Below are 22,644 nucleotides of genomic sequence, written 5' to 3'. Positions count from 1 at the left end.
GATGATCTACATCGCGGCAAACCGCTGGTTTCCCAGGGAAAATCGGGGACATGACTAGGCCATGCGGACGACAAATTTTGCGTGTTACAGGCGGGTAAAGATCGTCCTTGCAATGAATATGACGTAATATTTCGTTCAATTACCAAATGATTGAACCGGCCGTTCGTGCCGGAACCGGAGAGAGGGTGAAATGGGCGCAGAAAACATGCTCCAGCTGGTGCTGGATGCCGACACCAACGTCCTGACGGCGGTCTACACGCCACCACCCCGTCCGGAACCCACCGAGGCCGCGCCCGCGCCTGCCGCGGCGCCCGCCCCTCAAGAGGGCGGCGAACAGCCCGACGACCAGGACACCAGCGTCGCCCTCGCCGATGCAGCCGACGCCCCGCTCATCAACACGGACCTGCCGACCTGGGACGCCCTGGTCGCCGCCGCTGCCGCGCAGGGTTGGGGCGCCGAGGCGCTCGACAACCACGCCATCCTCGCCTTCATCGACCTGTGCCGCACGGCCGCCGAACCCGTGCAGAGCCCCGTCGGCCAAGTGGTAGACGGCAGCTTCGACATCGAACTGAACGCAACCCGCATGGCGGCAACCCTGACGCTGCACCCGCCCAAGGGCGGCAAGCCTGTCACGCTGGAAGCGGTCCGCCAGGCGCTGGCCGACCAGGGCATCGTGCACGGCGTGCTGGACAGCGCGCTGGCCGAGGCCGTAGCGCTTGGGCGTGCCGAGACCATCCTGGCCGCGCAAGGCACGCCGCCCACGCGCGGCACCCCCACCCGCTTCGAGAGCCTGCTCGACCGCCTGAAGCCCCGCGCCGAAGACATCGACGAACTGGCCCAGGTGGATTACCGGGACCTGGGCAGCCTCTTGCTCGTGTCGCCGGGCACGCCGCTCATGCGCCGCATTCCGCCGCTGCCCGGCGTGGACGGCACCAACGTGCTCGGCGAGCCGGTGATGCCCGAAGAGCTGCCCGACACGCCGTTCTCCAAGGAGTTGTCCGGCGTCGAAGTCGATCCCGAGAATCCCCTGCTGCTGCGCGCGGCCATCGCCGGCACGCCGACAATCATCACCCATGGCGTGCAGGTCAATCCGATGGTGGAGGTGGACGCCGTCAACCTGTCCACCGGCAACATCAACTTCGAAGGCTCCCTGCAAGTGCGCGGCGACATTGCCGCCACGATGGAAGTGCGCGTCACCGGCGACGTGGTCGTCAACGGCACCATCGAGGCCGCGCTGGTCGAGGCCGGCGGCAGCGTCACCGTCAAGGGCGGCATCATCGGCATGGCCGAAACCGTGCACGACGCCACGGCCGCGGCGCGCACCGCGCATATCGTCTGCGGCGGCACGCTGCGCGCCAAATTCATCGAGAACGCCGTCATCAGCGCGGGCCAGGACATCGACGTCGAGCGCGAGATCCGTCAATGCAGCATTGCCGCCGGCGGCAGCGTGAATGTCGGGCCGCCCAACACGCAGCAAAGCGCCATCACTGGCGGCGAGACCCGCGCCCTGCTGGCGGTGCGCGCCGGCACCATCGGCTCGCCGGCAGGCATTCCGACGCTGGTGCAGGCCGGCCTGGATCCGCACGCGGACATCAAGCGTTCGGCGCTGACCCGCAAGCGCCTGAAGATGAACGAGGAAAAGGCCAAGCTGGAGCAGTTGCTGATGTTCCTGCAGGCCAATCCGCAACGGGCCACGGGCGACGTGGTCGAGCGCGCGCGCAACACGCACACCAAGCTCATCGGCGATCTTGCCGGCCTGGAAACCGAAGAGGCCCAGCTGGCGCGCGACTTGCTGCCCCAACAGAACGCCACCATCGCCGCCACGCGCCGCTTCTGTAGCGGCACGAAGATCCAGCTGGGCAACAAGATGCAGGAGTTCCTGGAAGACCAGGTGGGCGGCAAGGCCGGCCTGGAAGAAGGCGAGATCGTTATTCGCTAGACGTCGTCGTCCGGCATCAGTTCCTTGAACCACACGCGCGGCGAGATGCCGCGGTCCGGGCCCAGGACCGAGAAGCCGCCGTCCACCGGAATGTCGACGCCGGTCATCCACGATGCCGCGTCCGAACACGCAAAACATACCGCCGCCGCGATCTCTTCGCCGGAACCCACGCGGCCCAGCGGGTGAAAATGCGCGCCAACGGCATCGGCCGCCTGGCGGGATCCGCCTGACAACTGTTCCACCGACGGCGACCACGTCCAGGCCGGCGACACCGCCAGCACGCGCACGCCCGACGGCGCCAGTTCCACCGCGAAATTCTTGGTGATCTGCAGCAGCGCGGCCTTGGACGCCGGGTACAGCGCCCGCCCCGCGGCACCGAATTTTCCGCCCGTGCTGCCCAGGTTAACCACCACGCCGCCGCGCGGCAGATGCGCCGCCGCCATCTGCGTGAAGATGGCCGCCGACACCAGATTCGTGTCCAGCGTGCGATGCCACTCCTCGCGGGTCGACGCCAGCCCGCGGTCCGCATACTGGCAGGCGTTGTTGACCAGGAAATCCAGCCGGCCAAAGCGCGCCAGCGCGGCATCGATGCACGCCTGGATTTGCGCGTCCTGTCCGATGTCGGTTTCACAGAACAGCGCGCGTTCGCCCAGCGCGTGCGCCAGCGCCTGGCCCGCGTCGGCATTGCGGCCGACCAGCACGACGTTGGCACCCGCCGCGACAAAGCCGCGCGCGATGTCCGCGCCCAGCCCCTGGGTGCTGCCGGTGACGATGGCGGTCTTGCCCGCCAGGCCCGGGAAACCTGAAAAGTCCATGTGTGTTCCTTGTCAGTTGGGCGCGGCGGCCCAGCGCACCGCGTCGGCCACCGGCGCCGTCTGCGCGATCAGCCGCATGCTGGCCAGCGACGCCGCGTGCACCGCCGGGTCGGCCGACGCGCAGGCATCTTCGGCCACCATGACCGAAAAGCCGATATCGGCGGCATGACGCACCGTGCCTTCCACCACCGAATGCGTCGCCACGCCGGCCACCACCAGCCGCCGCGCACCCAGCAGCCGCAGGGTTTCCTCCAGCGGCGTGCCATAGAACGCGCTGATGCGCGTGTGCTTGACCACGAATTCGCGCGTGCTGTCCGCCAGCGGCTGCAGCCCGTCATAGAACGCGCTGCCCCACTGCCCTTCCGGCACCGCCCCGATCCTGGCCACGTTGCGGAAGATATCGCAGTTGGGCAGCAGGTCCGCGTAGTCGGGCCGGAACGCGATGCGCACGTGCACGATCGGCAGCGCATGCGAGCGCGCGCCTTCCAGCAAGGCGGCGGCGTTGTCCAGCAGGCGCTGGCGCGCCCCACTGTCGGCATCCAGCCCGACGCGGATCTTGCCATCCGCATGCAGCACATCGTTCTGATAGTGCAGCGCCAGCACCGCCACGTCCGCGCTCATCACACGAACACCTCGAACGCATCATGCGCATCGTCGCAATTGACGAGGTCCACGCGTTTCATGCGGATGCGCCAGCCGTCGCCCTCGGCGGCCAGCTTGTGGGTGTAGCGGCCTGCCAGCTGCCGCGGCTGGCGCTTGCGCCATTCGGTCATCTGAAAGACCGAATGCACGACCAGGTTGCCGCCGGCATCCACCCCCTCGACCTGCACGCCGCCCACCAGCCGCACGCTGCGCGTGGGCGGCTGCTGGGACCAGTTGCGCGGATGTTCCAGGCGCCGGATGCGCACATCGCGCAGCATGCGGTCTTCCCAGAACAGCGAGATGTAGTCGTACGGGCTTTCCTGGCCCGGCTTGCGCGGCATCCAGTACATGCCGTCTTCGGTCCACAGCGCCTGCCAGTCGTCATAGCGCCGCTCGTCCAGCAGCCGCGCCTCGCGGTACAGGAACTGGGCGATGCGGTGGTAGGCATCGGCGGGCACGTCGGCGGGCGCAAGGTTCGCGGTGCCGACATCGAAATCCAGATCTAGCAGCATGCGCCGTCTCCCTTGGCCGCGGCAGCCGCGCCATTGCCTGCGCCGGCCTCCATGTAGGCTTTCCACGCGCGGAACTGGTTGCGCATGGGCAATTCGCTGGTGCCGTTCACGGACACCATGCCGTCGGCGTCGACGCGGTCGGTGCCGTGATAGCGGTGCATGCTGACCCAGTCGCCGCCCCGCGTCGCGTTGCCTTCCTGGCAGCGGTTGTAGAGCTCGATGTCGTCCGGCATGACGTTGGACGACGGCGAATTGATCACGTTGGCATACAGCATCGCGCGCTTGAACACGCCGTCCGGCGCGCCCTTGCAGCGGAACGTCTGGATCTCGATCAGCGTGCGGTCCACGGCCACCGGCCGGATCACGCGGAACTGCTGGAACACCGTGTGAGGCGAGCCGCTGCCGTAGATCACCGTGTTGTGGCGGTTCATGCCCAGGATCTCGCGGGCGCGCTGTTCGCCATAGGCGGCGGTCAGCGACTCGAAGTGCGCGCGCGACACGGGATCGCGTTCGGCCGCGCCCGGATTGAAGATGCCCTCCATGTAGCCGTGGCCGTTGTCGTAGGCGCGCAGCTCCAGCTTTTCCCAGAACTCGTAGGGCTCGCCGTTGCCGTCCATGATGTGCAGTTCCAGCGGCATCTCGCCGATTTCCTTGGCCTCGTCGCGCGCCGCCGCATACGACGATTCATGCGTGACCCGCGCGTGCATCGTGTCGTGCAGGTTCTCGTAGAAGACCTTCCAGTTCGACCGCTGCATCACGCGGAAGACGCCGCCTGCCACTTCCACTTCGCCCACGGGCGAACGGTCGCACAGGTTGTCGATAGACGAGCGCACGCCCCCCAGGAAGTCCACCAGTGCCTGCCCGTCGGCCGCCTGGCTGGCGAACACGAAGCCGCGGTAGCTCTCCACCCGCGGCAGGCGGCGCATCGAGAACGACGGATCCGCCGGGTCGTACGAGGTGCCTTCCAGGCCCTGCTTGAGCGGCACGCCCAGATGGCTGCCGTCCAGCTTGAACGTCCAGGCGTGATACGGACAGCGGAAGAACTTGCCGGCACAGCCTTCGCCGTCGGCCACCACCTTCGCGCCCTTGTGCGGGCAGCGGTTGTACAGCACATGCACGCGTCCGTCGGCGGCGCGCACCATCAGCACGTCCTGATCGCCCAGCCGCGTGGTGTGATAGTCGCCCGTCTTGGGCACCTGGCTTTCGTGGCCCACGTAAATCCAGGCACGGCCGTAGATGCGCTGCATCTCCAGATCGAAGATGGCCGGATCCGTGTACAGGTCCCGATGCACGCTGTCGCCGCGCACCAGGGCCGCAAGTTGTTCGTCGGTATAAGGCATGTCGTCTCCCTACTTGTTCTCGCTGTCCTTCCAGCGCGCCATCAGCGTGTTGGAAGGCAGCGTCTCGTCCAGCAGCTTGGCCGCCGTCTCACGCCCGGCCGTCGGCAGGCCCTTGGGGTCCAGAAGGCCCACCTGAACCAGCACGCTGGCCTGATCCCAATAGATGTGCTCGTGATAGAGCTTGTCGCCGCGGAACTTCACGATGGCCACCAGCGGGATCTCCACATACTTGCCCGTGGGTGCGACGCCCGGCAGCATCCAGTCGATCTCGGTCGTGTGGGTAAAGCAGAACAGCAGTTCATCCACGATCTGCGTGGCGCCCACCGTGCGAGACAGCGGCACCAGCCGCGTGTCCGGCGGGTTGCTGTTCACAAAATGATGCTGGTAAAAGCGCGACAGCTCCTTGTGGCCCACGCCGCCCGTCATCGTCGGAATGTGGTTCACGTAGGGTTCGGCCACCATCGTCGCCATCGTCGCGGCCACGTCGCGCGTGCCGAATTCATATTCGCAATGCTTGTCCCACAGATACGAATAATCGAATTCCGGCCCGATCGTGCGCTGCAGCGCCGCCATGCTGCGCTGGTGCGCCATCAACGCCGACGGCTTGTCGTAGTGATCGCCGCCCGTGCGCGCAAACGCGTGGTCCACGCCCGGGTACACGTACAGTTCCACGCCCGGCTTGCCGCCCAGCGCTTCCAGGATGCGCGTGCGCGCCTCGGGCGGACAGAAGCCGTCCTGTTCGGCAATGTGCAGCACCAGACGGCCACGCAGATTGGCGGCTTCCTCCAGGCTGTCTTCGATGCCCACGCCGTAGTACCCCACCGCCACATCCGCGTCCGTGCGGCAGGCGGCAAGATAGGCCAGCTTGCCGCCCAGGCAATAGCCCAGCACGCCCGCCCCGCCCTCCTGCTCGGGCAAATCGCGCAGCGCCGCGAGCGTCGACGCGATGTCCTTGATGCCCTCATCCACGTCAAAGCCCTTGTACAGCTCGAAGGCGCGCGGCATGTCGGCCGGGCCGTCCGTCAACTGGATGCCGGGCTGCTGGCGCCAGAACAGATCCGGCACAAGCACCACATACCCTTCCTCGGCCAGCAGCTGCGCACTGCGCCGCATGAAATCGTTGACCCCGAAAATCTCCTGGCACAGCACCAGGCCCGGCCCGCGGCCCGAAGCCGGCACCGCCAGATAGGCGCCAAAGGACTTGCCATCGTGCGAGGCGATTGTCACCTCGCGCGTTGAAATGCGTTCTGTCATGCGTATCTCCTGTGTTGCGATGCCCGGCGGCCTACTTCATCTGGCAGGCGGCGGCAAAGGGATCCTGGTATTGGGTCAGCACCGTGCCCGACAGCTTGTTCGACAGCTTGCCGCTGGCGTCCGCCTCGACCACGCGCAGGTAATAGTTCTGCACCGGATACTGGTTGCGGTTGAACTTGAAATCGCCCCGCACCGACTTGAAGTCCGCGCGGCGCAGCGCCGGACGCAGCGACTCGGCATCCAGCTTGCCGCCCGTCTGGCGCACCGCGCTGTCCAGCAGCATTGCCGCGTCATAGCCCTGCGATGCATACAGCGACGGGCTGCGGTTGTACGTCTTCTTGAAGTCCTCGACGAACTTGCGGTTGGCGGGGTTGTCGAGTTCTGCCGCCCATTGCGCCGTGTTGCGCAGGCCCTTGATCGGCGCGCCCACCGCCGCGATCGTGTCCTCGTCACCCGAAAAGCCCGGCGCCAGCAGCGCGATGTCCTTGGACAGGCCCGCCCCATTGAACTGCTTGATGAAATTCACGCCCATGCCGCCCGGCAAAAAGAAGAACACCGCATCCGGCTTGCTGGCGCGCAGCTGCGTGATCTCCACGCCATAGTCCAGCTGACCGAGCTGCGTATAGATTTCCTCTGCCACGCCGCCCTTGTACAGGCGCTTGAATCCGTTCAGCGACTCGCGTCCACCCGGATAGTCCGGCGCGATCAGCGCCACGCGCTTGTAGCCCTGGTCGGCCGCGTACTTGCCCATCGCCGCCGGGATGTCCTCGTTCTGCCAGGCCACCGCAAAGAAATTCGGATTACAGCCCGCGCCCGCGTAATTCTCGGGCCCCGTGTTCGTGCTCAGATAGATCGTGTCCGACTGCAGGATCGCCGGCATCACCGGCAGCAGCACATTCGAGAACACGATGCCCGTCATCACGTTCACCCGGTCGCGCTTGAGCAGCCGTTCCACCGCCTGACGCCCCGTATCCGCCTTCTGCTGGTCATCGGCCACCACCACTTCCGCCGTCAACCCGCCCAGCTTGCCGCCCGTATGCTGCAGCGCCAGATTGAAGCCGTCCCGGATCTCATTGCCCAACGCCGCGCCCGGCCCCGACAGCGTGGTCAGCAGCCCCACCTTCACCTTGTCCGCTGCCGACGCCACACCCGTCGCGCCCGCCACCGCCCCCACGCAAACCAGCGCCGCCAGCGCGCGCCGGCTCCATCGATTTCGATTCATGTGCCACCCCGTATTCGCCGCCAGCCGCGCTGGCGGAAAGCTGACAGAACCCGTCTGCCGTCGGTACACGCATGCCGCCGATCCAAGTCGCCCAGCTTACGCGCCGCGGCGTCTGCAATCCAACAGGCGCCAACCATCCTGCACGGCGCCTCCCGGCAAGATTAGGGCCGCGTCCACCCCAGCTCTATCCGAATACCGCCACCCTTATCCGGGATTCACTTAATTCCCAATGCAGCCCGATTACATTACGCTGCCTCCAGATACGGGATCGGTCCCGTCCCGGAGGCTTCCATGCACGGCTGGTCCCGAATCGAGCTGGCGCCCTTGTTGCAACGGCGCGTCTTCAGCTCCACGCAACAGGATGAGACCCGCGCGCGCGTGTCCGAAGCCCTGAAGGACCACCGCCTCACCTGGAAAGGCGGACGCGTCGATGCGGAGCTGAACCGGGGCCGTTTCGGCTCGCTGACCGTCTGTACGTTGCGCTACGGCGCCGAAGTCCACATCGAACCCGACCGCCTGCAGGACTTCATGCTGGTCCAGGTGCCGCTGCGCGGCCGCGCCCGCATCGAATGCGGCGACGAAGGCGTCAACGCCGACCCCGACTGCGCCGCCGTCATCGCCCCCAACCGCCGCCTGCGCCTGCACTGGGAGGCCGGCTGCGAACAACTGCTGCTCAAGATCCCAAGAGGCAAGCTGGAAGCCATGGGCCAACGCGCCTTCGGCGACGCCGCCGCAGGCCCCCTGGACTTCACCCCCGCTCTGCGCCTGGATACGCCCATCGGCGCCGCCTGGCGCAGCATGATGACCAGCCTCATCCACTTGCTTCCCACCCTGGACGACGGCGCCCGCCGCCCACCCGCCGCGTGGCTGGAGCACCTGGAAGACACCCTGGTCCTGCACCTGCTCTACAACCAGCCCAACACCTGGCAAACCCAAGCCGGCCAACCCAACACCGTCCCGCGCCGCCTCAGCATTGCCGAGACCTACATGCGCGAACGCCTGGGCGCCCCCCTGACCCTGAACGACATCGCCCGCCACGCCGGCGCCAGCGCCACCGCGCTCACGCGGCTGTTCCAGGAACACCGGAACACCACGCCGATGAATGCGCTGCGCGCCTTCCGGCTGGATGCTGCGAGGACACGGCTGAAGACCCAGCCGGACGCGAGCGTCACGGAAGTGGCGCTGAGCGTGGGGTTCGGACATTTGGGCAGGTTTTCGGAGTATTACCGGGAGCGATTTGGAGAACTCCCGAGAGAAACGCGGCGCGCGGCAGGATGAGGGAACGCGGTGTCAGACACCCGATTCAGTCTTACGTGACTAAAACCGCGCACGTCGCGAGCGCGCAGCGCACCCGCCAGCCGCAAGACAGCACGTAAGCCCCACCAGGCCGCCCGCGCGGCCGCAGTGGGGCGGGCAACGCAAGATGCTTCATACCGAAGCAACCGCAGGCAAGAACCTAAAGAACTCAATTCGCCCCAACGCGCGACAAGCTGAAACCGGAAGAGCCCGGCGTGGCGGCGGCCTGGGGTGCGCGGGGCGTGTAGATGCGCCCGAGGGAATCTGAAGGAAGCGCCGAAGGCGCTGACGAAGATGACAACGGGGCAGTCCGGAGCGAAGGCTCCGGACCGCAATCGTAGCCCCGCGCGCCCCAGGCCGACGACGCGCCGGGCGTCTTAAGAACGCCACCGGGGCATCATGAAGGTGTCAGACACCCGACCACGACCGCCGTGCAATGACGACTTTCTCCTGCGGGTGTCAGACACCTTGTATCTTGGCCACTGTAGTGATTAGCTATCGCTACACGCGGACCGATGAGCGTGTTCAGACACCTAGAGCCTGGACTTTGTGGTTCAGATTACGCCTCGGTTCCGCACCTCTGAGCCGGCTGGACACTGGACGGTAGCCTAGGGCTTTGGACCCTGTATGTACAAGGCAAGTGGGCGCAGCGGGCTTCTTTGGTATTGGCAAGGGAGCTTAGGTTTATGTTTTTTCTCGGAATTGACGTTTCTAAGGCGAAGCTGGATTGCGCGCTGCTTGGCAGCGATGCCAACAAACGCAAGACCAAGGTCGTACCCAACTCGATAGCGGGCGTGCAGACGCTGCTGCAGTGGTGCGCCAAGCAGGGAGCCGAGCCGGCGCAGTTGCATGCCGTGCTCGAGCCCACAGGGCAATACCATGAGCAGGCTGCCACGGCCCTGCATGACGCTTCAGTCGGTGTCTCGTTGGTCAACCCTGCCCAGGTGCGCGACTTCGCTGGGGCGCTGGCGGTGCGCTCCAAAACCGATGGGATCGATAGCTACGTGCTGGCCCGCTACGGTCAGGCGCTCAAGCCTGGGCTGTGGCGCCCCGCACCGCTGCATGCCCGTCAACTACGGGCCTTGTTGGCTCGGCGCGACGCGCTGGCCAAGGATCTGCAACGCGAACTCAATCGCCAGGAGAAGACGCAGTTCAGTGATCCACCCGTGCTGGTCGAGGGATCCATCGCCAAAACGATCGCGTTCCTGCGCGAAGAGATCAAACGCCTGGATCATGCGATCAATGACCACATCGACCGCCACCCGGACCTGAAGGAGGATCGAGAACTGCTGACCAGCATCCCCGGCATCGGGGATCGAGCGGGGAACTCGATCCTGTCGATCATGCATAACCGGCCCATCGAGTCAGCCGAGGGCTTGGCCTCCTACTTGGGGGTGGTACCGGTGCAACGCCAGTCCGGCACCAGTCTGAACAGCCGGCCGCGGCTATCTAAAACGGGTCCCAGCACAGTACGTGCCACCCTCTACATGGCCGCTATCGTCAGCAAGCGCTTCAACCCACACGTTGGTGCGCTTTACGCGCGACTCTTAGCAGCTGGAAAGAGCAAAATGGCCGCGCTAGGCGCGGCCATGAGAAAGCTGGTGCATCTGTGCTTCGGCGTGCTTAAAACTCGGACACCGTATCGGCCCGACTACGCCTGAACGCTTGACGGTCAAGACGGTATCTGGAGAACGAAAAGCACCAAAGGCCCGCCGCTCCCGCCCCCCGGTGCCGGCCGGGCAGCAAAAGCGGCGAACCTTCGGTACACCGTCAAACCGAATAACGAGTTACTGCGCAGGCACCACCGCAGTCACTTCAATCTCGACCTTCGCGCGATCCTCCACCAGATCGGCAACCTCCACCGCCGTCATCGCCGGGAAATGCCGGCCGATCAACTCCCGGTAGTGCTTGCCGATGCCCGGATAAGCCGCCACGTATTCATTCTTGTCCGTCACATACCACGTCATCCGCACGATATGTTCCGGCTTCGCCCCGCCCTCGGCCAGGATCTGCACGATGTTCAGCAGCGCCTGACGCACCTGGTCCGCGAAGTCATCGGACTCGAACTGCTGCTGCCCGTTCCAGCCCACCTGTCCGCCTACGAACACCAGCTTGCTGCCCACCTGCATCTCGGTCAGCACACCATTCGAATAGCCCCGGGGCGCCATCCAATCCGGCGGTTGCAGAATCTTCATAACGTCTCATCCTATTGATCAAATAAACAAACCACAGGGTGGCGCCCGCTTATGCCGCGGTTGCCAGATAATCCTGCATGCGTTCCCGCAGATCCGCGGGCAGCGGCATCGACTTCATCGTCCGCAGGTCCACCGTCACGATCGTCAGCGTTGCCGACAACCGCAACTGCCCGTCAGGCCCTTCAAAACGCACCAGCGCCTTGAACGACGCCCCGCCGATGCGTTGCACCGAAAGCGTCTGGCGCAGCTTTTCGTGCCAGCGGCTTGGCGCGCTGAAATCGCACGTCACCGACGCCATCGGCGTGCCGATGTGCCGCTCCACGTGCAGCGCATGAAATGGCAGCCCCATTCCCTTGTCGAACCACTCCTCGACGAAGTCATTGATCATCTCGAAATAGCGCGGATAGAACACGATGCCCGCCGGGTCGCAATGCCGGAAGCGGACTTCTACCTGACTCTCGAAGGGTGCTGCCATGATGTTTCCTTGTTGCCGATTGCCTGCTTATGCCATCTTGCGCAGCGCAAAGCGCTGCAACTTGCCGGTTTCGGTGCGCGGCAACGCGTCCACGAACTCGATCGCGCGCGGATACTTGTAGGGCGCAATGTTCGCCTTTACGAACGTCTGCATCGCCGTCACCAGTTCCGCGCTCGGCGCAAAGCCCGGCTTGAGCACCACGAACGCCTTCACCACCTGCCCGCGCTCGTCATCCATCGCGCCCACCACCCCGCATTCCGCCACCGCCTCATGGCGCAGCAGCGCGTCCTCGACTTCCGGGCCCGCGATGTTGTAGCCCGCCGACACGATCATGTCGTCGTTGCGCGCCTGATAGAACAGATAGCCGTCGTCGTCCTGCACGAACGTATCGCCCGGCAGATTCCAGCCGTTCTGCACAAAGCGGCGCTGGCGATCATCCGCCAGATAACGGCAGCCTGTCGGCCCCTTGATCGCCAGGCGGCCCACCGTGCCATTGGGCACGGGCTTCATCTCGTCGTCCACGATCTGCGCCACATAGCCCGGCACCACGCGGCCGATTGCGCCGCGGCGCACCGACTCCGGCGGGCTCGACACGAACACGTGGATCATCTCCGTGCCCCCGATGCCGTCGATCATCTCGATCCCCGTCGCATCCTTCCAGAGCTGGCGCGTCGCATCCGGCAGCGCCTCGCCCGCCGACACGCTCTTCTTCAGCGAAGACAGATCGAATTTTCCCACCAGCGCCGCCATCTGCCGGTAGAAGGTCGGCGCCGTGAACACGATCGTCGCGCGGAATTCCTGGATCAGTTCCAGAAGGCTTTCCGGAGACAGCTTCTCGGCCAGCACCGTGCTGGCGCCCACCCGCAGCGGAAAGCACAGCAGCCCGCCCAGGCCGAACGTGAACGCCAGCGGCGGCGTGCCGCAGAAAATGTCGTCCGGCCCCGGCTTGATCACATGCTTGGGGAACAGATCGCACATCGCCAGCACGTCGCGATGAAAATGCATGCAGCCCTTGGGCGCGCCCGTCGTGCCGCTGGTGAACGCAATCAGGCACACATCGTCCGCCGCCGTATCGCAGGCCTCGAACGTATCCGGCTTGCCGGCGGCCAGCGTATCCAGCGCATCGGCTGCCGTGTCATTGAAATACATGACCTGCGCCAGACCCGGGCAATGGTTCTCGTGGTCCGGCTGCGCGCAGAACTGCGCCTCGTCCTTCAGCCGCACGTCGCACAGCACCGCCTGGATCTGCGCCTTCTCGATGATCTGCTTCAGTTCCTTCGAACGCAGCAGCGGCATCGTCGGCACCGTCACCAGGCCCGCCTTGATCGCGGCCAGCCACGACGCCGCCATCATCGGATTGTTCGGCCCGCGCAACAGCAGGCGATTGCCCGGCACCAGCTTCATGTCCTCGGTCAGCACATGCGCGATGCGGTTGGTCAGCGCCGCCAGTTCGCGATAGGTCATCGACGCCGGCTTACCGTCCTGGCGCCAGCGCAAGGCCACGCGGTCGCCGTGGCCGCGGCCGACCATGGCGTCCACCAGTTCCACCGCGCAATTGAAACGCTTGGGATAGGCCACGTCGGGGCCGTCCAGCAGGAACTCAGGCCATTGTTCGCCCGGGGGCAGGTTGTCCCGGGCGAAGGTGTCGATGTGGGCGGATACTTCCATGAAAATTCCCCTTGGCTAGTGCGATGCGGTTTACGTTGCAAAAGGCAGGCGCTCGATGGCCCCTTTACGCCTTCAGCAGTTCACGGGCGATGATCAACTTTTGAACTTCCGTGGCGCCTTCGTAGATACGCAGCGCTCTGATTTCCCTGTAAAGCTTCTCCACCGGCATCCCCGACACCACGCCCGCGCCGCCGAACATCTGCAAGGCCCGGTCGATCACGGTCTGCGCCGACTCGGTGGCCGTCATCTTGGCCATCGCGGCTTCGCGCGTGGTGCGCAGCTTCTGCACGTCGCGCATCCACGCGGCGCGGTACGTCAGCAGCGCCGAGGCATCGATGGCGGTCGCCATGTCGCCCAGCGCGGCTTGCGTCAGTTGCAGGTCGGCCAGCGTCTGGCCGAACATGCGGCGCGTCTTGGCGCGCGCCAATCCTTCGTCCAGCGCCCGGCGCGCAAAGCCCAGCGCCGCCGCCGCCACCGATGCGCGGAAGATATCCAGCGTCATCATGGCCAGCTTGAATCCCTGCCCCGCGTCGCCCAGCCGGTGCGTGGCCGGCACGCGGCAGTTGTCGAACGTGATCGTCGCCAGCGGGTGCGGCGCAATCAGGTCGATGCGCTCCGACACCTCGAACCCCGGCGTATCTGCATCCACCACGAACGCGCTGATGCCGCGCGCCCCCGGCGCTTCGCCCGTGCGCGCAAAAACGCAGTAGAAATCCGCAATGCCGCCGTTGGAGATCCACGTCTTGGCGCCGTTCAGCACGTAATGGTCGCCGTCCAGCTTGGCCTCGCACGCCAGCGCCGCCACGTCCGAGCCCGCGTCGGGTTCGGACAGCGCGAAGGCCGCAATCGCCTCGCCGCGCGCCACGCGCGGCAGATAATGCTGGCGCAGCGCATCCGAGCCCATCAGCGAAATTGCACCGCTGCCCAGCCCCTGCATCGCAAACGCAAAGTCCGCCAGCCCTTCATGGCGGGCAAAGGTCTCGCGCAGGATGCACACCGCGCGCGAATCGACCTCGGGCAGCGCGCCGCCCCAGGCTCCGCCCGGACCGCCCGCCACCGCATACCGCAGCCACCCGGCCTGGCCCATGGCCTTGACCAGCTTCCGGCACGCCGCGTCCGCATCGTGATGGTCCACGTCGCCCAGCGATTGCTCGCACCAGGCGTCGACCTCATGCGCCAGCTTGCGATGCGCGTCGTCGAAAAAGGGCCAGTCCAGCCAGCTTGCGTCGCGCATCGTCAATTCCCCTCGAAGACAGGCTTTTGCTTGGCCACGAAGGCCTCGTAGGCGCGATGGAAATCGCGCGTCTGCATGCAGATGGCCTGCGCCTCGGCTTCGGCCTCGATGGCTTCGTCCACGCCCATGTTCCATTCCTGATGCAGCAGCTTCTTGGTCACGCCGTGCGCGAAGGTCGGACCCGCGGCCAGCTGCGCGGCCAGCGTCTGCGCCGCTTCCAGCAGCTTGCCGGACTCGTGCAGCGCATTGAAAAAGCCCCAGCTCGCGCCCTCGTCCGCCGTCATCGCGCGGCCCGTGTACAGCAGCTCGGAAGCGCGGCCCTGGCCGATCATGCGCGGCAGCAGCGTGCACGCGCCCATGTCGGCGCCCGCCAGACCCACACGGGTGAAGAGGAACGCGGTGCGCGCCGCCGGCGTGCCCAACCGCATGTCCGAGGCCAGCGCCACCATCGCGCCCGCGCCGGCGCACACGCCGTCCACCGCCGCCACGATGGGCTGCGGGCACGCCCGCATCGCCTTGACCAGATCACCCGTCATGCGCGTGAAGTCCAGCAGTTCCGGCATGCTCATCTTCGTGAGCGGGCCGATGATCTCGTGCACGTCGCCGCCCGAGCAGAAATTGCCGCCCGCGCCCGTCACCACCACCACCTTGACGTCGGTGGCATACACCAGCGACCGGAAGAAATCGCGCAGTTCCGCGTACGAATCGAACGTCAGCGGGTTCTTGCGCTCGGGACGGTTCAGCGTGATGGTGCCGACCTTGCCGTCGTCCGACACCTGCCACAGAAACGTCTTCGCCTGGTAACCGGCGATCGGACGCTTGTGATGCTTCATGGTGTGTTCTTCGGGCTGGGTGCTCATGGTGTCTCCGTTCGTGGATGCTGGATGGTTGGGGCGCCGGACTCAGCCGGTCATCACTTCGCCGCCGTCGACGGCGATCGCCTGGCCGTTGATGGAGGCGGAGGCCGGCAGCGCCAGCCACGCGACCGTCTCGGCCACTTCCTCGGGCTGCACCAGGCGGCCCTGCGGGTTGCGCTCGGCCAGCTTCAGGCGAGCGGCGTCCGGCGTCATGCCGGTCTTCTCAACGATGTTGGCCACCGCACCGCGCACGATGTCGGTCTCGGTGTAGCCGGGGCAGACGGCGTTGACCGTCACGCCCTTTTGCGCCGCTTCCAGAGCCAGCGACCGGGTCAGCCCTATCACACCGTGCTTGGCGGAGCAGTAGGCACTTACATACCCGTAGCCGATCAGGCCTGCCGTGCTAGCCACGTTGATGACGCGGCCCCACTTTTCCTGCAGCATTCCCGGCAGCGCGGCCTGGATGCAGTGGAACGTGCCGGTCAGGTTGACGGCCAGCATCTGGTTCCACAGCGCCGCGTCCGTGCGGTCGAACCGCTGGCTGACCGCCTGGCCCGCGTTGTTCACCAGCACCAGCACCGGACCGAACTCGGTCTCGGCCTGTGCGAAGGCCGCGCGCACCGACGCCTCGTCGGCGATGTCGGCGCTGACCGCCTGCACCTGACCCAGCCGGGCCAGTTCGTCGGTCGCGGCATCCAGCGCGCCGCCGTCGCGGCCCAGCAGCGTGACGCGCGCGCCGCGCTGCAGCAGCGACCGTGCGCTGGCCAGGCCGATGCCGCGCGCGCCGCCCGTCACCAGGGCGTGACGCCCGGCAAGCGGTAACGGTTGTGCGTTCATTTGATGTCCAGTTGCGCCATGGCGGCGGCGCGTTCGAAGTTGGTTTCCAGCTGGCGCTTGCCCGCGAAATACTGGCTCGGCCACGCCACATCAACATAGCCCACCCGCGCCGCTTCGCGCAGCGTCCAGGAGGCGTCAGCCAAATGGGGACGTGCCAGCGCGCACAGGTCCGCGCGGCCCGAGGCGATGATGCCGTTGGCGTGATCGGCCTCGAAGATGGCGCCCACGGCAATCGTGGGGATGCCCGCTTCGTTGCGGACGCGGTCGGCAAACGGCGTCTGGAACATGCGGCCGTACACCGGCTTTTCTTCCTTGCTGACCTGACCGGACGAGCAATCGATCATGTCGGCGCCCGCCGCCTTGAAGTGACGCGCGATCTCGACCGCGTCGTCCGCGGTGATGCCGCCTTCCACCCAATCGCTGGCCGAGATCCGCACCGACATCGGCTTGTCTTCGGGCCACACCGCGCGCACCGCATGGAAAACCTCCAGCGGGAAACGCAGGCGGTTCTCCAGGCTGCCGCCGTATTCGTCTTCGCGCTGGTTCGTCAGCGGCGAAATGAAGCTGGACAACAGGTAACCGTGCGCGCAGTGCAGCTCCAGCCAGTCGAACCCGGCCGCCGCCGCGCGGCGCGCGGCCGCCACGAAGTTATCGCGCACCTGATCCATGTCCTCGCGCGTCATGGCGCGCGGCGTCTGCGACACGCCTTCGATGTACGGCAGCGCCGACGCCGAGACCAGCGGCCAGTTGCCCTCGGCCAGCGGATGATCGATCTTCTGCCAGCCCAGCTGCGTCGACCCCTTTCGGCCCGCGTGACCCAGCTGCATGCCGATACGCGCATCGCTGTTGCCGTGCACGAAATTCACGATGCGGGCAAACGCCTGCTGCTGCTCGTCGTTCCACAGGCCCGGGCACCCCGGGGTGATGCGGCCGTCGGGCGACACGCAGGTCATTTCCACCATCACCAGCCCCGCCCCGCCCATGGCGCGCGCGCCCAGGTGAACCAGGTGGAAATCACCCGGCACGCCATCCGTGCACGAGTACATGGCCATCGGCGACACCAGGATCCGGTTCTTCAGCCGCACGCCGCGCACCTGATACGGCGTCAACATCGGAATGGCCGGACGCCGGCCCTCGGGCGTGGCGGCGCCGGCGCGTTCGGCGATCCAGCGCTCAAAACCTTCCAGCCAGGCCGGGTCGCGCAGACGCAGGTTCTCGTGCGAGATGCGCTGCGAACGGGTCAGCAGCGAATAGGCGAATTGCTCGGGTTCCAGCTCGGCGTAACGCTCGACGTTTTCAAACCATTCGGTGGAATTGCGCGCCGCGTTCTGGATCTTCAGCACCTCGACGCTGCGCACTTCCTCGTAGTGATGCAGGCCCGCCTCCACGCTGCCTTCCGCGCCGCTCAGGCAGCGCGCCAGCTCAATCGCGTCTTCCAGCGCCAGCTTGGTACCGGAGCCAATGGAAAAGTGCGCGGTATGCGCCGCATCGCCCATCAGCACAACCGGCACCCGGCGCGTGCCACGCGCGGTTTCCAGATCGTTCCAATGGACCCACGTATTGCAGATGACCCGCGGGAAGCGGATCCAGATCGCCGAGCCGCGCAGGTGCGAGGCGTTGCTGATGAGCTTGTTGCCATCCAGCCAGGGCGCGAACAGCTTCTCGCAGTACGCGATGCCCTCTTCCTGGCTCATCTGCTCGATGCCGGCGGCCTGCCAGGTTTCCTCGGGCGTTTCCACGATGAACGTGGACATCCCGTCTTCGTAGCGGTAAGCGTGCGCCTGAAACCAGCCGTGCTCGGTCTGCACGAAGGCAAAGGTGAACGCGTCGAACACCTTTTTCGTGCCCAGCCACACGAAGCGGCAGCGGCGCTGATCGATATCGGGATGGAACGTGTCCGCGTAGCGGGTGCGGATCTGGCTGTTGATGCCGTCCGAGGCAATGACGAGGTCGGCATCGTACTCGCGGGCGATGGCCTGATCATCCTGAACGAAGTTCTCGAACACAAGCTTGACGCCAACATCCTCGCAACGCGCCTGCAGGATGTTCAGGAGCTTCTTGCGGCCAATGCCGATGAAGCCGTGCCCGCTGGTGCGGATGCTGCGTCCCTTGAAATGGATGTCGATGTCATCCCAATGGTTGAACGCATCGCCAATGGTTTGCGCCGAGACCGGGTCGGCCTCACGCAGGTTCTGCATGGTGGCGTCGGAGAACACCACGCCCCAGCCAAACGTGTCATACGGACGGTTGCGTTCGATGACGGTGACTTCGTTGGCGGGATTCTGCAGTTTCATGAGCAGACCGAAATACAGGCCGGCGGGACCGCCGCCGATGCAGACTATCTTCATTGCCGTATACGCTCCAAGTACGCGACAGTCGCTCTTGATGCCGGAGCGGAAGCCGCAGATATTTAGGTCTGGATAGTTTAGGCTTGAAATATATATCGGAAGTGGTGGGTGTGCAAATGAGGGAAAGTATTTAGAGATTTGGGATCGGATCTGTTAATGGGGACGATTCTAGGGGCGGTGTTGGGGTGTGGGTGGGGAGGTGCGTTGGGGTGTGGGCTGGGGGTCTAACCTTGAGGCAGCTTTGACCGTTGGCTCGGGTTTGGCGGTGGCTCTGGTTTGGCGGCTTCTGCGTTTTTCTTCCGCCCCTCGGTGCGGACGGCAGGGGCGCGATCGCCCACGATTGCGGTCCGGAGCCTTCGCTCCGGACTGCCCCGTCGTCATCTTCGTCCGCCTTCGGCTCCCTTCAGATTCCCTCGGGCGCATCGACGGCGCTCGCACCCCTGCCGCCCGCACCGAGGAGCTGCGCTGTGCCGGGTTGGGACGCTGCTAGAGCCGTGGTCAGGGACGAATCTTGCGGGGCCCGCCGAATCGCGGCCGCGCGGGCGGCCACGATCGGCATACGCGGTGTGGGGCGTCGAGGCGGTGGTCGCTTGCGCGCTGGCGGGGATTGGGGTGCTAAGGCTCCAGCATCACTTGGGGGGTGGCGGTGATGGGCGGCGCGCGGCGACGGGCTGCTACAGCTTGACGGTCGGCACGCGCGCCGCCCATCGGAGACTTGAGTTCAATTGATGATTAGTGACGGACCGCTTGGTGATGTCTGACAGCCGAGCCTGTCTTACAAATTCGCCGGTGTCTGCCACCCGCCCAGAACGAACGCCTTCGCCAGGATGGGTGTCTGACACCCAAGAAGCACCTTTCAAGCTTGTAGCCCGTCTATGTGGGTGTCAGACACCAGAGCGCCACCTACTCGCGAAGCGCCATCACCACGCCGCAAGACGCCGTCTACGTCCCCGACGGTGTCTGACACCCGAGAAGCACCGTTCAAGCCTGTAGCCCGTCTATGAGGGTGTCAGACACCTGGTGAGACGCGCACACCTACGCGCGAAGCGTCATCATCCAAACGCACGACACTGTGTAAGTCTCCGGAGGCCGCCCGCGCGGCCGAACGGAGACGGGCAACGCAAGATGCTTCTAGCCCGAGACAATCCGCGCAAAAATGCCAAGCACACCGACCGCCCCGCCGCCCATCAGATTTCTAGTGCCAGAGTCCGGTGCGGTGGCGGCCCGGGGTGCGCGGGGCGTCGATAAGCCCGAGGGAATCTGAAGGGAGCCGAAGGCGTACGAAGATGACGAAGGGGGGGGCCGCCTAGGCGAGTCCGGAGCGAAGGCTCCGGACCGCAATCGTGGCCCCGCGCGCCCCGGGTCGCCGCCGTGCCGGACGCCTTAAGAACCCACCCCAGGCGCCTCCATCACCCCCGAGCCCGCAACCACTCCTCAAGATCCCCTGCAGGTAACGGCGGTGAAAACAGAAACCCCTGCCCCGCCGCACACCCCTGCTCGACCAGGAAGCGCCGCTGTTCCTCGTTTTCAACGCCCTCTGCCACCACCGGCAGGCTCAGGCTTTCCCCGATCCGGATCACCGCGCTGGTCAGCGCCCGCGCTGCGTCGTCGCTCTCCAGGCCCTGAACGAAACTGCGATCCAGCTTCAGCTCGTCGACGATCAGCCGGCGCAAGTGGCCCAAGCTGGAATACCCCGTCCCGAAGTCGTCCATCGAAAGCCGTACGCCCAGACGATGCAGTTCGGCGATCGTGCGCAGCGTGCCTGCCGTCGCGTCCAACACCACGCCTTCGGTGATTTCCAGCATCAGATCCGCCGGCGCCAGCCCGAATTCGGCCAACGTCGCCGCGATCATGCGCGGCAGGTTCAGGTTGTGGAAATTGGTTGCCGACAGGTTCACCGACACCGACGGCACGCGCAGGCCGTTGTGGCGCCAGATCGACAGTTGTGAGCAGGCTTCTCGGAGCGCCCAGTCGCCCAGGTCGCCGATCAGCCCGCACTCCTCGGCCAGCGGCACAAAGCGTGCCGGAGAGATGTCGCCCAGCGTCGGGTGACGCCAGCGGGCCAGCGCCTCCACCCCGTACAGGCTGCCGTTCTTCAAGCCCACTTGCGGCTGGTAATGCAAGCGCAATGCCTTGGCTTCCAGCGCGTCTCGCAACGCCGCTTCCAGCGCCAGTCGTTCCTGCGCCTGGCGGTTCATTTCCGCGCTGAAGAATGAAATGCGGTTGCGGCCCGCCGTCTTGGCCTGGTACATCGCCATGTCCGCATGGCGCAGCAGCGTATCCATGTCGCGGCCGTTTTCCGGGAACACGCTGATGCCGATGCTCACCGACGGGTTCAGCGTGATGCCGCCCACCGAGAACGGCTGCGCCAGCGCCACCAGGATGTGTTCCGCGGCGGCGGTCAGGCGGCCGTGTTCGAACTCCGGCATCAGCATCACGAACTCGTCGCCCGACAGCCGGCCCACGATGTCCGTCGCGCGCGCCAGGCGGCGCAGGCGCTGCGCCACGTCGCGCAGCAGCGCGTCGCCGATCGGATGGCCCAGCGTATCGTTCACCTGCTTGAAGCGGTCCAGGTCCAGGAACAGCACCGCCACCCGTTTGCGTTCCGGTTCGGCGCGCGCGATCGCCTGTTCCGCCTGGGCCAGCAGCAGATTGCGGTTCGGCAGGCCGGTCAGCTCGTCGTAGAACGCCAGTTGGCGGATGCGCGCGCGGGCTTCCTCGCGTTCCAGCGCCAGCGCGCACAGGTACACGCACACGTCCACCAGACGATGATGGAAATCGTCCGGCAGGCGGCGTTCGCGGAAATAGAAGCCGAACGTGCCAATCACCCGGCCGTCACTCGACTTGATCGGCGACGACCAGCAGGCCTTGTATTCCTCGGGCAGCGGCAGATGGCGGTAATCGTCCCACAGCGGGTCCGTGGCAATGTCCGGCACGATGACCGGCCGGCCCAGAAACGCCGCCGTGCCGCAGGCGCCTACCTGCGGACCGATCGGCACGCCTTCCAGCGCGTCCGAATAGCCCTGCGGCAGGCTCGGCGCGGCCAGCGGGCGCAGCAGGCCAGCGTCGTCCACCCGCACCACCGAGGCCGCCACTTCCGGCGCCAGGCGCTCGACCTCGCGGCACACCATGTTCATGACCTCGACCACCGAGGCCTCGTTCACCATCGCCTGCAGCACCCGGCGCTGCAGCACCTCGTGCACCTTCGTCGGCGTGATGTCCGTCAGCACGTCCACGATGTTGACCAGCGTCCCGCGCTCGTCGAACACCGAATTGGCCATCACCGACACCCACAACGGCTTGCCGCCCCGGTCGTAAACCAGCACGTCCTTGTGATAGCCCTCGCGGCAGGCGATGCGGCGATGCAGTTCCTCGCGCGTGCCGCCGTCGGTGCGGCCGCCGGACAGCAGTTCGCCCAGGTCCTGGTTGACCGCGTCGCCGCGCGAAAAGCCCAGCATGCGCTGAAAGCCGTCGTTCACGTAGACGATGCGCCCATCACAGCCCGACACCGCCACCGCATTGCCGGTCTCGTTGATGCCCAGCATCAGGAGGCGGATTTCCTCCTGGCGTTCGGCGTCCGCGATCGACTTGCGCGAGATGACCGACACGCGGCCGACCTCGCCCGCTTCGTTCAGTTGCGGCAGGTAGGTCGCCTCGATCCACAGCGACGCGCCTGCCTTGGTGCGATAGCGGCAGGTGCCCGAAAAGTGCTGGCCGCGGCGCAGCCGGGCCCACACCTGCTCGCCGCTGCCGGTGCCCTTGCCTTCGTCCATGCTGTCGCACAGCACGTCGTGGCGCAGCGTCAGGGCCTCTTCGCGGGTGTAACCCACCGCGGCCAGGAAATTGGGATTGCCGTTCAACAAGGAGCCGCTGGCGTCGAAATCGAACAGCAGCAAAGCGCGGTCCATCGACGTCAGATAAGTGCCCACATGCCAAGCGGCGCCTTGGGGGTTCGTCTCCGAACCGCCAAGATGAGAATCAAGCATAAGGGGCTCCAACCCGGATAACAG

Annotated in this window: 17 protein-coding genes; 3 read left to right on the top strand and 14 right to left on the bottom strand. The window is 66.0% G+C overall.

Annotated features, from left to right (window positions below):
- Positions 1–190 precede the first annotated feature (190 nt).
- On the top strand, positions 191–1,939 hold the full coding sequence (locus LN047_RS02780) for a DUF342 domain-containing protein (protein ID WP_223574163.1): 1,749 nt from the start codon (positions 191–193) through the stop codon (positions 1,937–1,939).
- Here LN047_RS02780 and LN047_RS02775 read toward each other — a convergent pair.
- The 6 genes from LN047_RS02775 to LN047_RS02750 are packed head-to-tail and all read right to left on the bottom strand — an operon-like array spanning position 1,936 to position 7,724.
- On the bottom strand, positions 1,936–2,754 hold the full coding sequence (locus LN047_RS02775; protein WP_373981121.1) for an SDR family oxidoreductase: 819 nt from the start codon (positions 2,752–2,754) through the stop codon (positions 1,936–1,938). The two genes, LN047_RS02780 and LN047_RS02775, sit on opposite strands and share 4 nt — an antisense overlap.
- Before the next feature lie 12 nt (positions 2,755–2,766).
- Positions 2,767–3,375 (bottom strand): cysteine hydrolase family protein, encoded by a 609-nt coding sequence (locus tag LN047_RS02770; RefSeq protein WP_253858601.1) that lies wholly within the window; start codon positions 3,373–3,375, stop codon positions 2,767–2,769.
- Positions 3,375–3,908: an aromatic-ring-hydroxylating dioxygenase subunit beta gene (locus LN047_RS02765; RefSeq protein ID WP_062841610.1), complete on the bottom strand. Its 534-nt coding sequence runs from the start codon at positions 3,906–3,908 to the stop codon at positions 3,375–3,377. Before LN047_RS02765 ends, LN047_RS02770 begins: the two co-directional genes overlap by 1 nt.
- Positions 3,899–5,248 (bottom strand): aromatic ring-hydroxylating dioxygenase subunit alpha, encoded by a 1,350-nt coding sequence (locus LN047_RS02760; RefSeq protein WP_217619065.1) that lies wholly within the window; start codon positions 5,246–5,248, stop codon positions 3,899–3,901. The genes LN047_RS02765 and LN047_RS02760 overlap by 10 nt, the downstream gene beginning before the upstream one ends.
- A 9-nt stretch (positions 5,249–5,257) precedes the next feature.
- Positions 5,258–6,502, bottom strand: coding sequence for a dienelactone hydrolase family protein (locus LN047_RS02755; RefSeq protein ID WP_373981120.1), 1,245 nt, complete (start codon positions 6,500–6,502; stop codon positions 5,258–5,260).
- 31 nt (positions 6,503–6,533) lie between these two features.
- Positions 6,534–7,724 carry an ABC transporter substrate-binding protein gene (locus tag LN047_RS02750; RefSeq protein WP_271264129.1) on the bottom strand — a complete coding sequence of 397 codons (1,191 nt, stop codon included), beginning with the start codon at positions 7,722–7,724 and terminating at the stop codon, positions 6,534–6,536.
- Between the two features lie 291 nt (positions 7,725–8,015).
- Here LN047_RS02750 and LN047_RS02745 point away from each other — a divergent pair, with 291 nt between their 5' ends.
- Both LN047_RS02745 and LN047_RS02740 read left to right on the top strand, forming a co-directional pair.
- Entirely contained in the window at positions 8,016–9,002 is a 987-nt protein-coding gene (locus LN047_RS02745) for an AraC family transcriptional regulator (protein WP_226847954.1), read from the top strand.
- A gap of 704 nt (positions 9,003–9,706) precedes the next feature.
- Positions 9,707–10,681: an IS110 family transposase gene (locus tag LN047_RS02740; RefSeq protein ID WP_373981119.1), complete on the top strand. Its 975-nt coding sequence runs from the start codon at positions 9,707–9,709 to the stop codon at positions 10,679–10,681.
- A 126-nt stretch (positions 10,682–10,807) separates the two neighbouring features.
- On the opposite strand, the gene LN047_RS02735 is transcribed toward LN047_RS02740, so the two are convergent.
- From LN047_RS02735 to LN047_RS02700, 8 genes are all read right to left on the bottom strand, one after another.
- Positions 10,808–11,215: a RidA family protein gene (locus LN047_RS02735; protein ID WP_056327445.1), complete on the bottom strand. Its 408-nt coding sequence runs from the start codon at positions 11,213–11,215 to the stop codon at positions 10,808–10,810.
- A gap of 49 nt (positions 11,216–11,264) precedes the next feature.
- On the bottom strand, positions 11,265–11,690 hold the full coding sequence (locus LN047_RS02730; RefSeq protein ID WP_373981118.1) for an acyl-CoA thioesterase: 426 nt from the start codon (positions 11,688–11,690) through the stop codon (positions 11,265–11,267).
- Between the two features lie 27 nt (positions 11,691–11,717).
- On the bottom strand, positions 11,718–13,358 hold the full coding sequence (locus tag LN047_RS02725) for an AMP-binding protein (protein WP_062841616.1): 1,641 nt from the start codon (positions 13,356–13,358) through the stop codon (positions 11,718–11,720).
- A gap of 64 nt (positions 13,359–13,422) precedes the next feature.
- On the bottom strand, positions 13,423–14,592 hold the full coding sequence (locus LN047_RS02720) for an acyl-CoA dehydrogenase family protein (RefSeq protein ID WP_056327452.1): 1,170 nt from the start codon (positions 14,590–14,592) through the stop codon (positions 13,423–13,425).
- Positions 14,593–14,594: 2 nt separating this feature from the next.
- Positions 14,595–15,452, bottom strand: a complete 858-nt coding sequence (locus LN047_RS02715) for an enoyl-CoA hydratase family protein (RefSeq protein ID WP_062841618.1) — start codon at positions 15,450–15,452, stop codon at positions 14,595–14,597.
- Positions 15,453–15,494: 42 nt separating this feature from the next.
- Positions 15,495–16,286 (bottom strand): SDR family NAD(P)-dependent oxidoreductase, encoded by a 792-nt coding sequence (locus tag LN047_RS02710; RefSeq protein WP_373981117.1) that lies wholly within the window; start codon positions 16,284–16,286, stop codon positions 15,495–15,497.
- Positions 16,283–18,634 (bottom strand): bifunctional salicylyl-CoA 5-hydroxylase/oxidoreductase, encoded by a 2,352-nt coding sequence (locus LN047_RS02705; RefSeq protein ID WP_279991951.1) that lies wholly within the window; start codon positions 18,632–18,634, stop codon positions 16,283–16,285. Before LN047_RS02705 ends, LN047_RS02710 begins: the two co-directional genes overlap by 4 nt.
- 1,409 nt (positions 18,635–20,043) lie before the next feature.
- Entirely contained in the window at positions 20,044–22,620 is a 2,577-nt protein-coding gene (locus LN047_RS02700; protein WP_373981116.1) for an EAL domain-containing protein, read from the bottom strand.
- Positions 22,621–22,644 lie beyond the last annotated feature (24 nt).

The sequence above is a fragment of the Achromobacter sp. JD417 genome (assembly GCF_041879325.1).
Taxonomy (GTDB): domain Bacteria; phylum Pseudomonadota; class Gammaproteobacteria; order Burkholderiales; family Burkholderiaceae_B; genus Achromobacter; species Achromobacter mucicolens.
The sequence above is the reverse complement of the archived record's forward strand: the minus strand, read 5'-3'. Positions and strand labels throughout refer to the sequence as shown.

Coding starts and splice junctions, on each gene's coding strand:
- LN047_RS02780 (WP_223574163.1), top strand. CDS start 191: ATGGGCGCAGAAAACATGCTCCAGCTGGTGCTGGATGCCGACACCAAC.
- LN047_RS02775 (WP_373981121.1), bottom strand. CDS start 2,754: ATGGACTTTTCAGGTTTCCCGGGCCTGGCGGGCAAGACCGCCATCGTC.
- LN047_RS02770 (WP_253858601.1), bottom strand. CDS start 3,375: ATGAGCGCGGACGTGGCGGTGCTGGCGCTGCACTATCAGAACGATGTG.
- LN047_RS02765 (WP_062841610.1), bottom strand. CDS start 3,908: ATGCTGCTAGATCTGGATTTCGATGTCGGCACCGCGAACCTTGCGCCC.
- LN047_RS02760 (WP_217619065.1), bottom strand. CDS start 5,248: ATGCCTTATACCGACGAACAACTTGCGGCCCTGGTGCGCGGCGACAGC.
- LN047_RS02755 (WP_373981120.1), bottom strand. CDS start 6,502: ATGACAGAACGCATTTCAACGCGCGAGGTGACAATCGCCTCGCACGAT.
- LN047_RS02750 (WP_271264129.1), bottom strand. CDS start 7,724: ATGAATCGAAATCGATGGAGCCGGCGCGCGCTGGCGGCGCTGGTTTGC.
- LN047_RS02745 (WP_226847954.1), top strand. CDS start 8,016: ATGCACGGCTGGTCCCGAATCGAGCTGGCGCCCTTGTTGCAACGGCGC.
- LN047_RS02740 (WP_373981119.1), top strand. CDS start 9,707: ATGTTTTTTCTCGGAATTGACGTTTCTAAGGCGAAGCTGGATTGCGCG.
- LN047_RS02735 (WP_056327445.1), bottom strand. CDS start 11,215: ATGAAGATTCTGCAACCGCCGGATTGGATGGCGCCCCGGGGCTATTCG.
- LN047_RS02730 (WP_373981118.1), bottom strand. CDS start 11,690: ATGGCAGCACCCTTCGAGAGTCAGGTAGAAGTCCGCTTCCGGCATTGC.
- LN047_RS02725 (WP_062841616.1), bottom strand. CDS start 13,358: ATGGAAGTATCCGCCCACATCGACACCTTCGCCCGGGACAACCTGCCC.
- LN047_RS02720 (WP_056327452.1), bottom strand. CDS start 14,592: ATGCGCGACGCAAGCTGGCTGGACTGGCCCTTTTTCGACGACGCGCAT.
- LN047_RS02715 (WP_062841618.1), bottom strand. CDS start 15,452: ATGAGCACCCAGCCCGAAGAACACACCATGAAGCATCACAAGCGTCCG.
- LN047_RS02710 (WP_373981117.1), bottom strand. CDS start 16,286: ATGAACGCACAACCGTTACCGCTTGCCGGGCGTCACGCCCTGGTGACG.
- LN047_RS02705 (WP_279991951.1), bottom strand. CDS start 18,634: ATGAAGATAGTCTGCATCGGCGGCGGTCCCGCCGGCCTGTATTTCGGT.
- LN047_RS02700 (WP_373981116.1), bottom strand. CDS start 22,620: ATGCTTGATTCTCATCTTGGCGGTTCGGAGACGAACCCCCAAGGCGCC.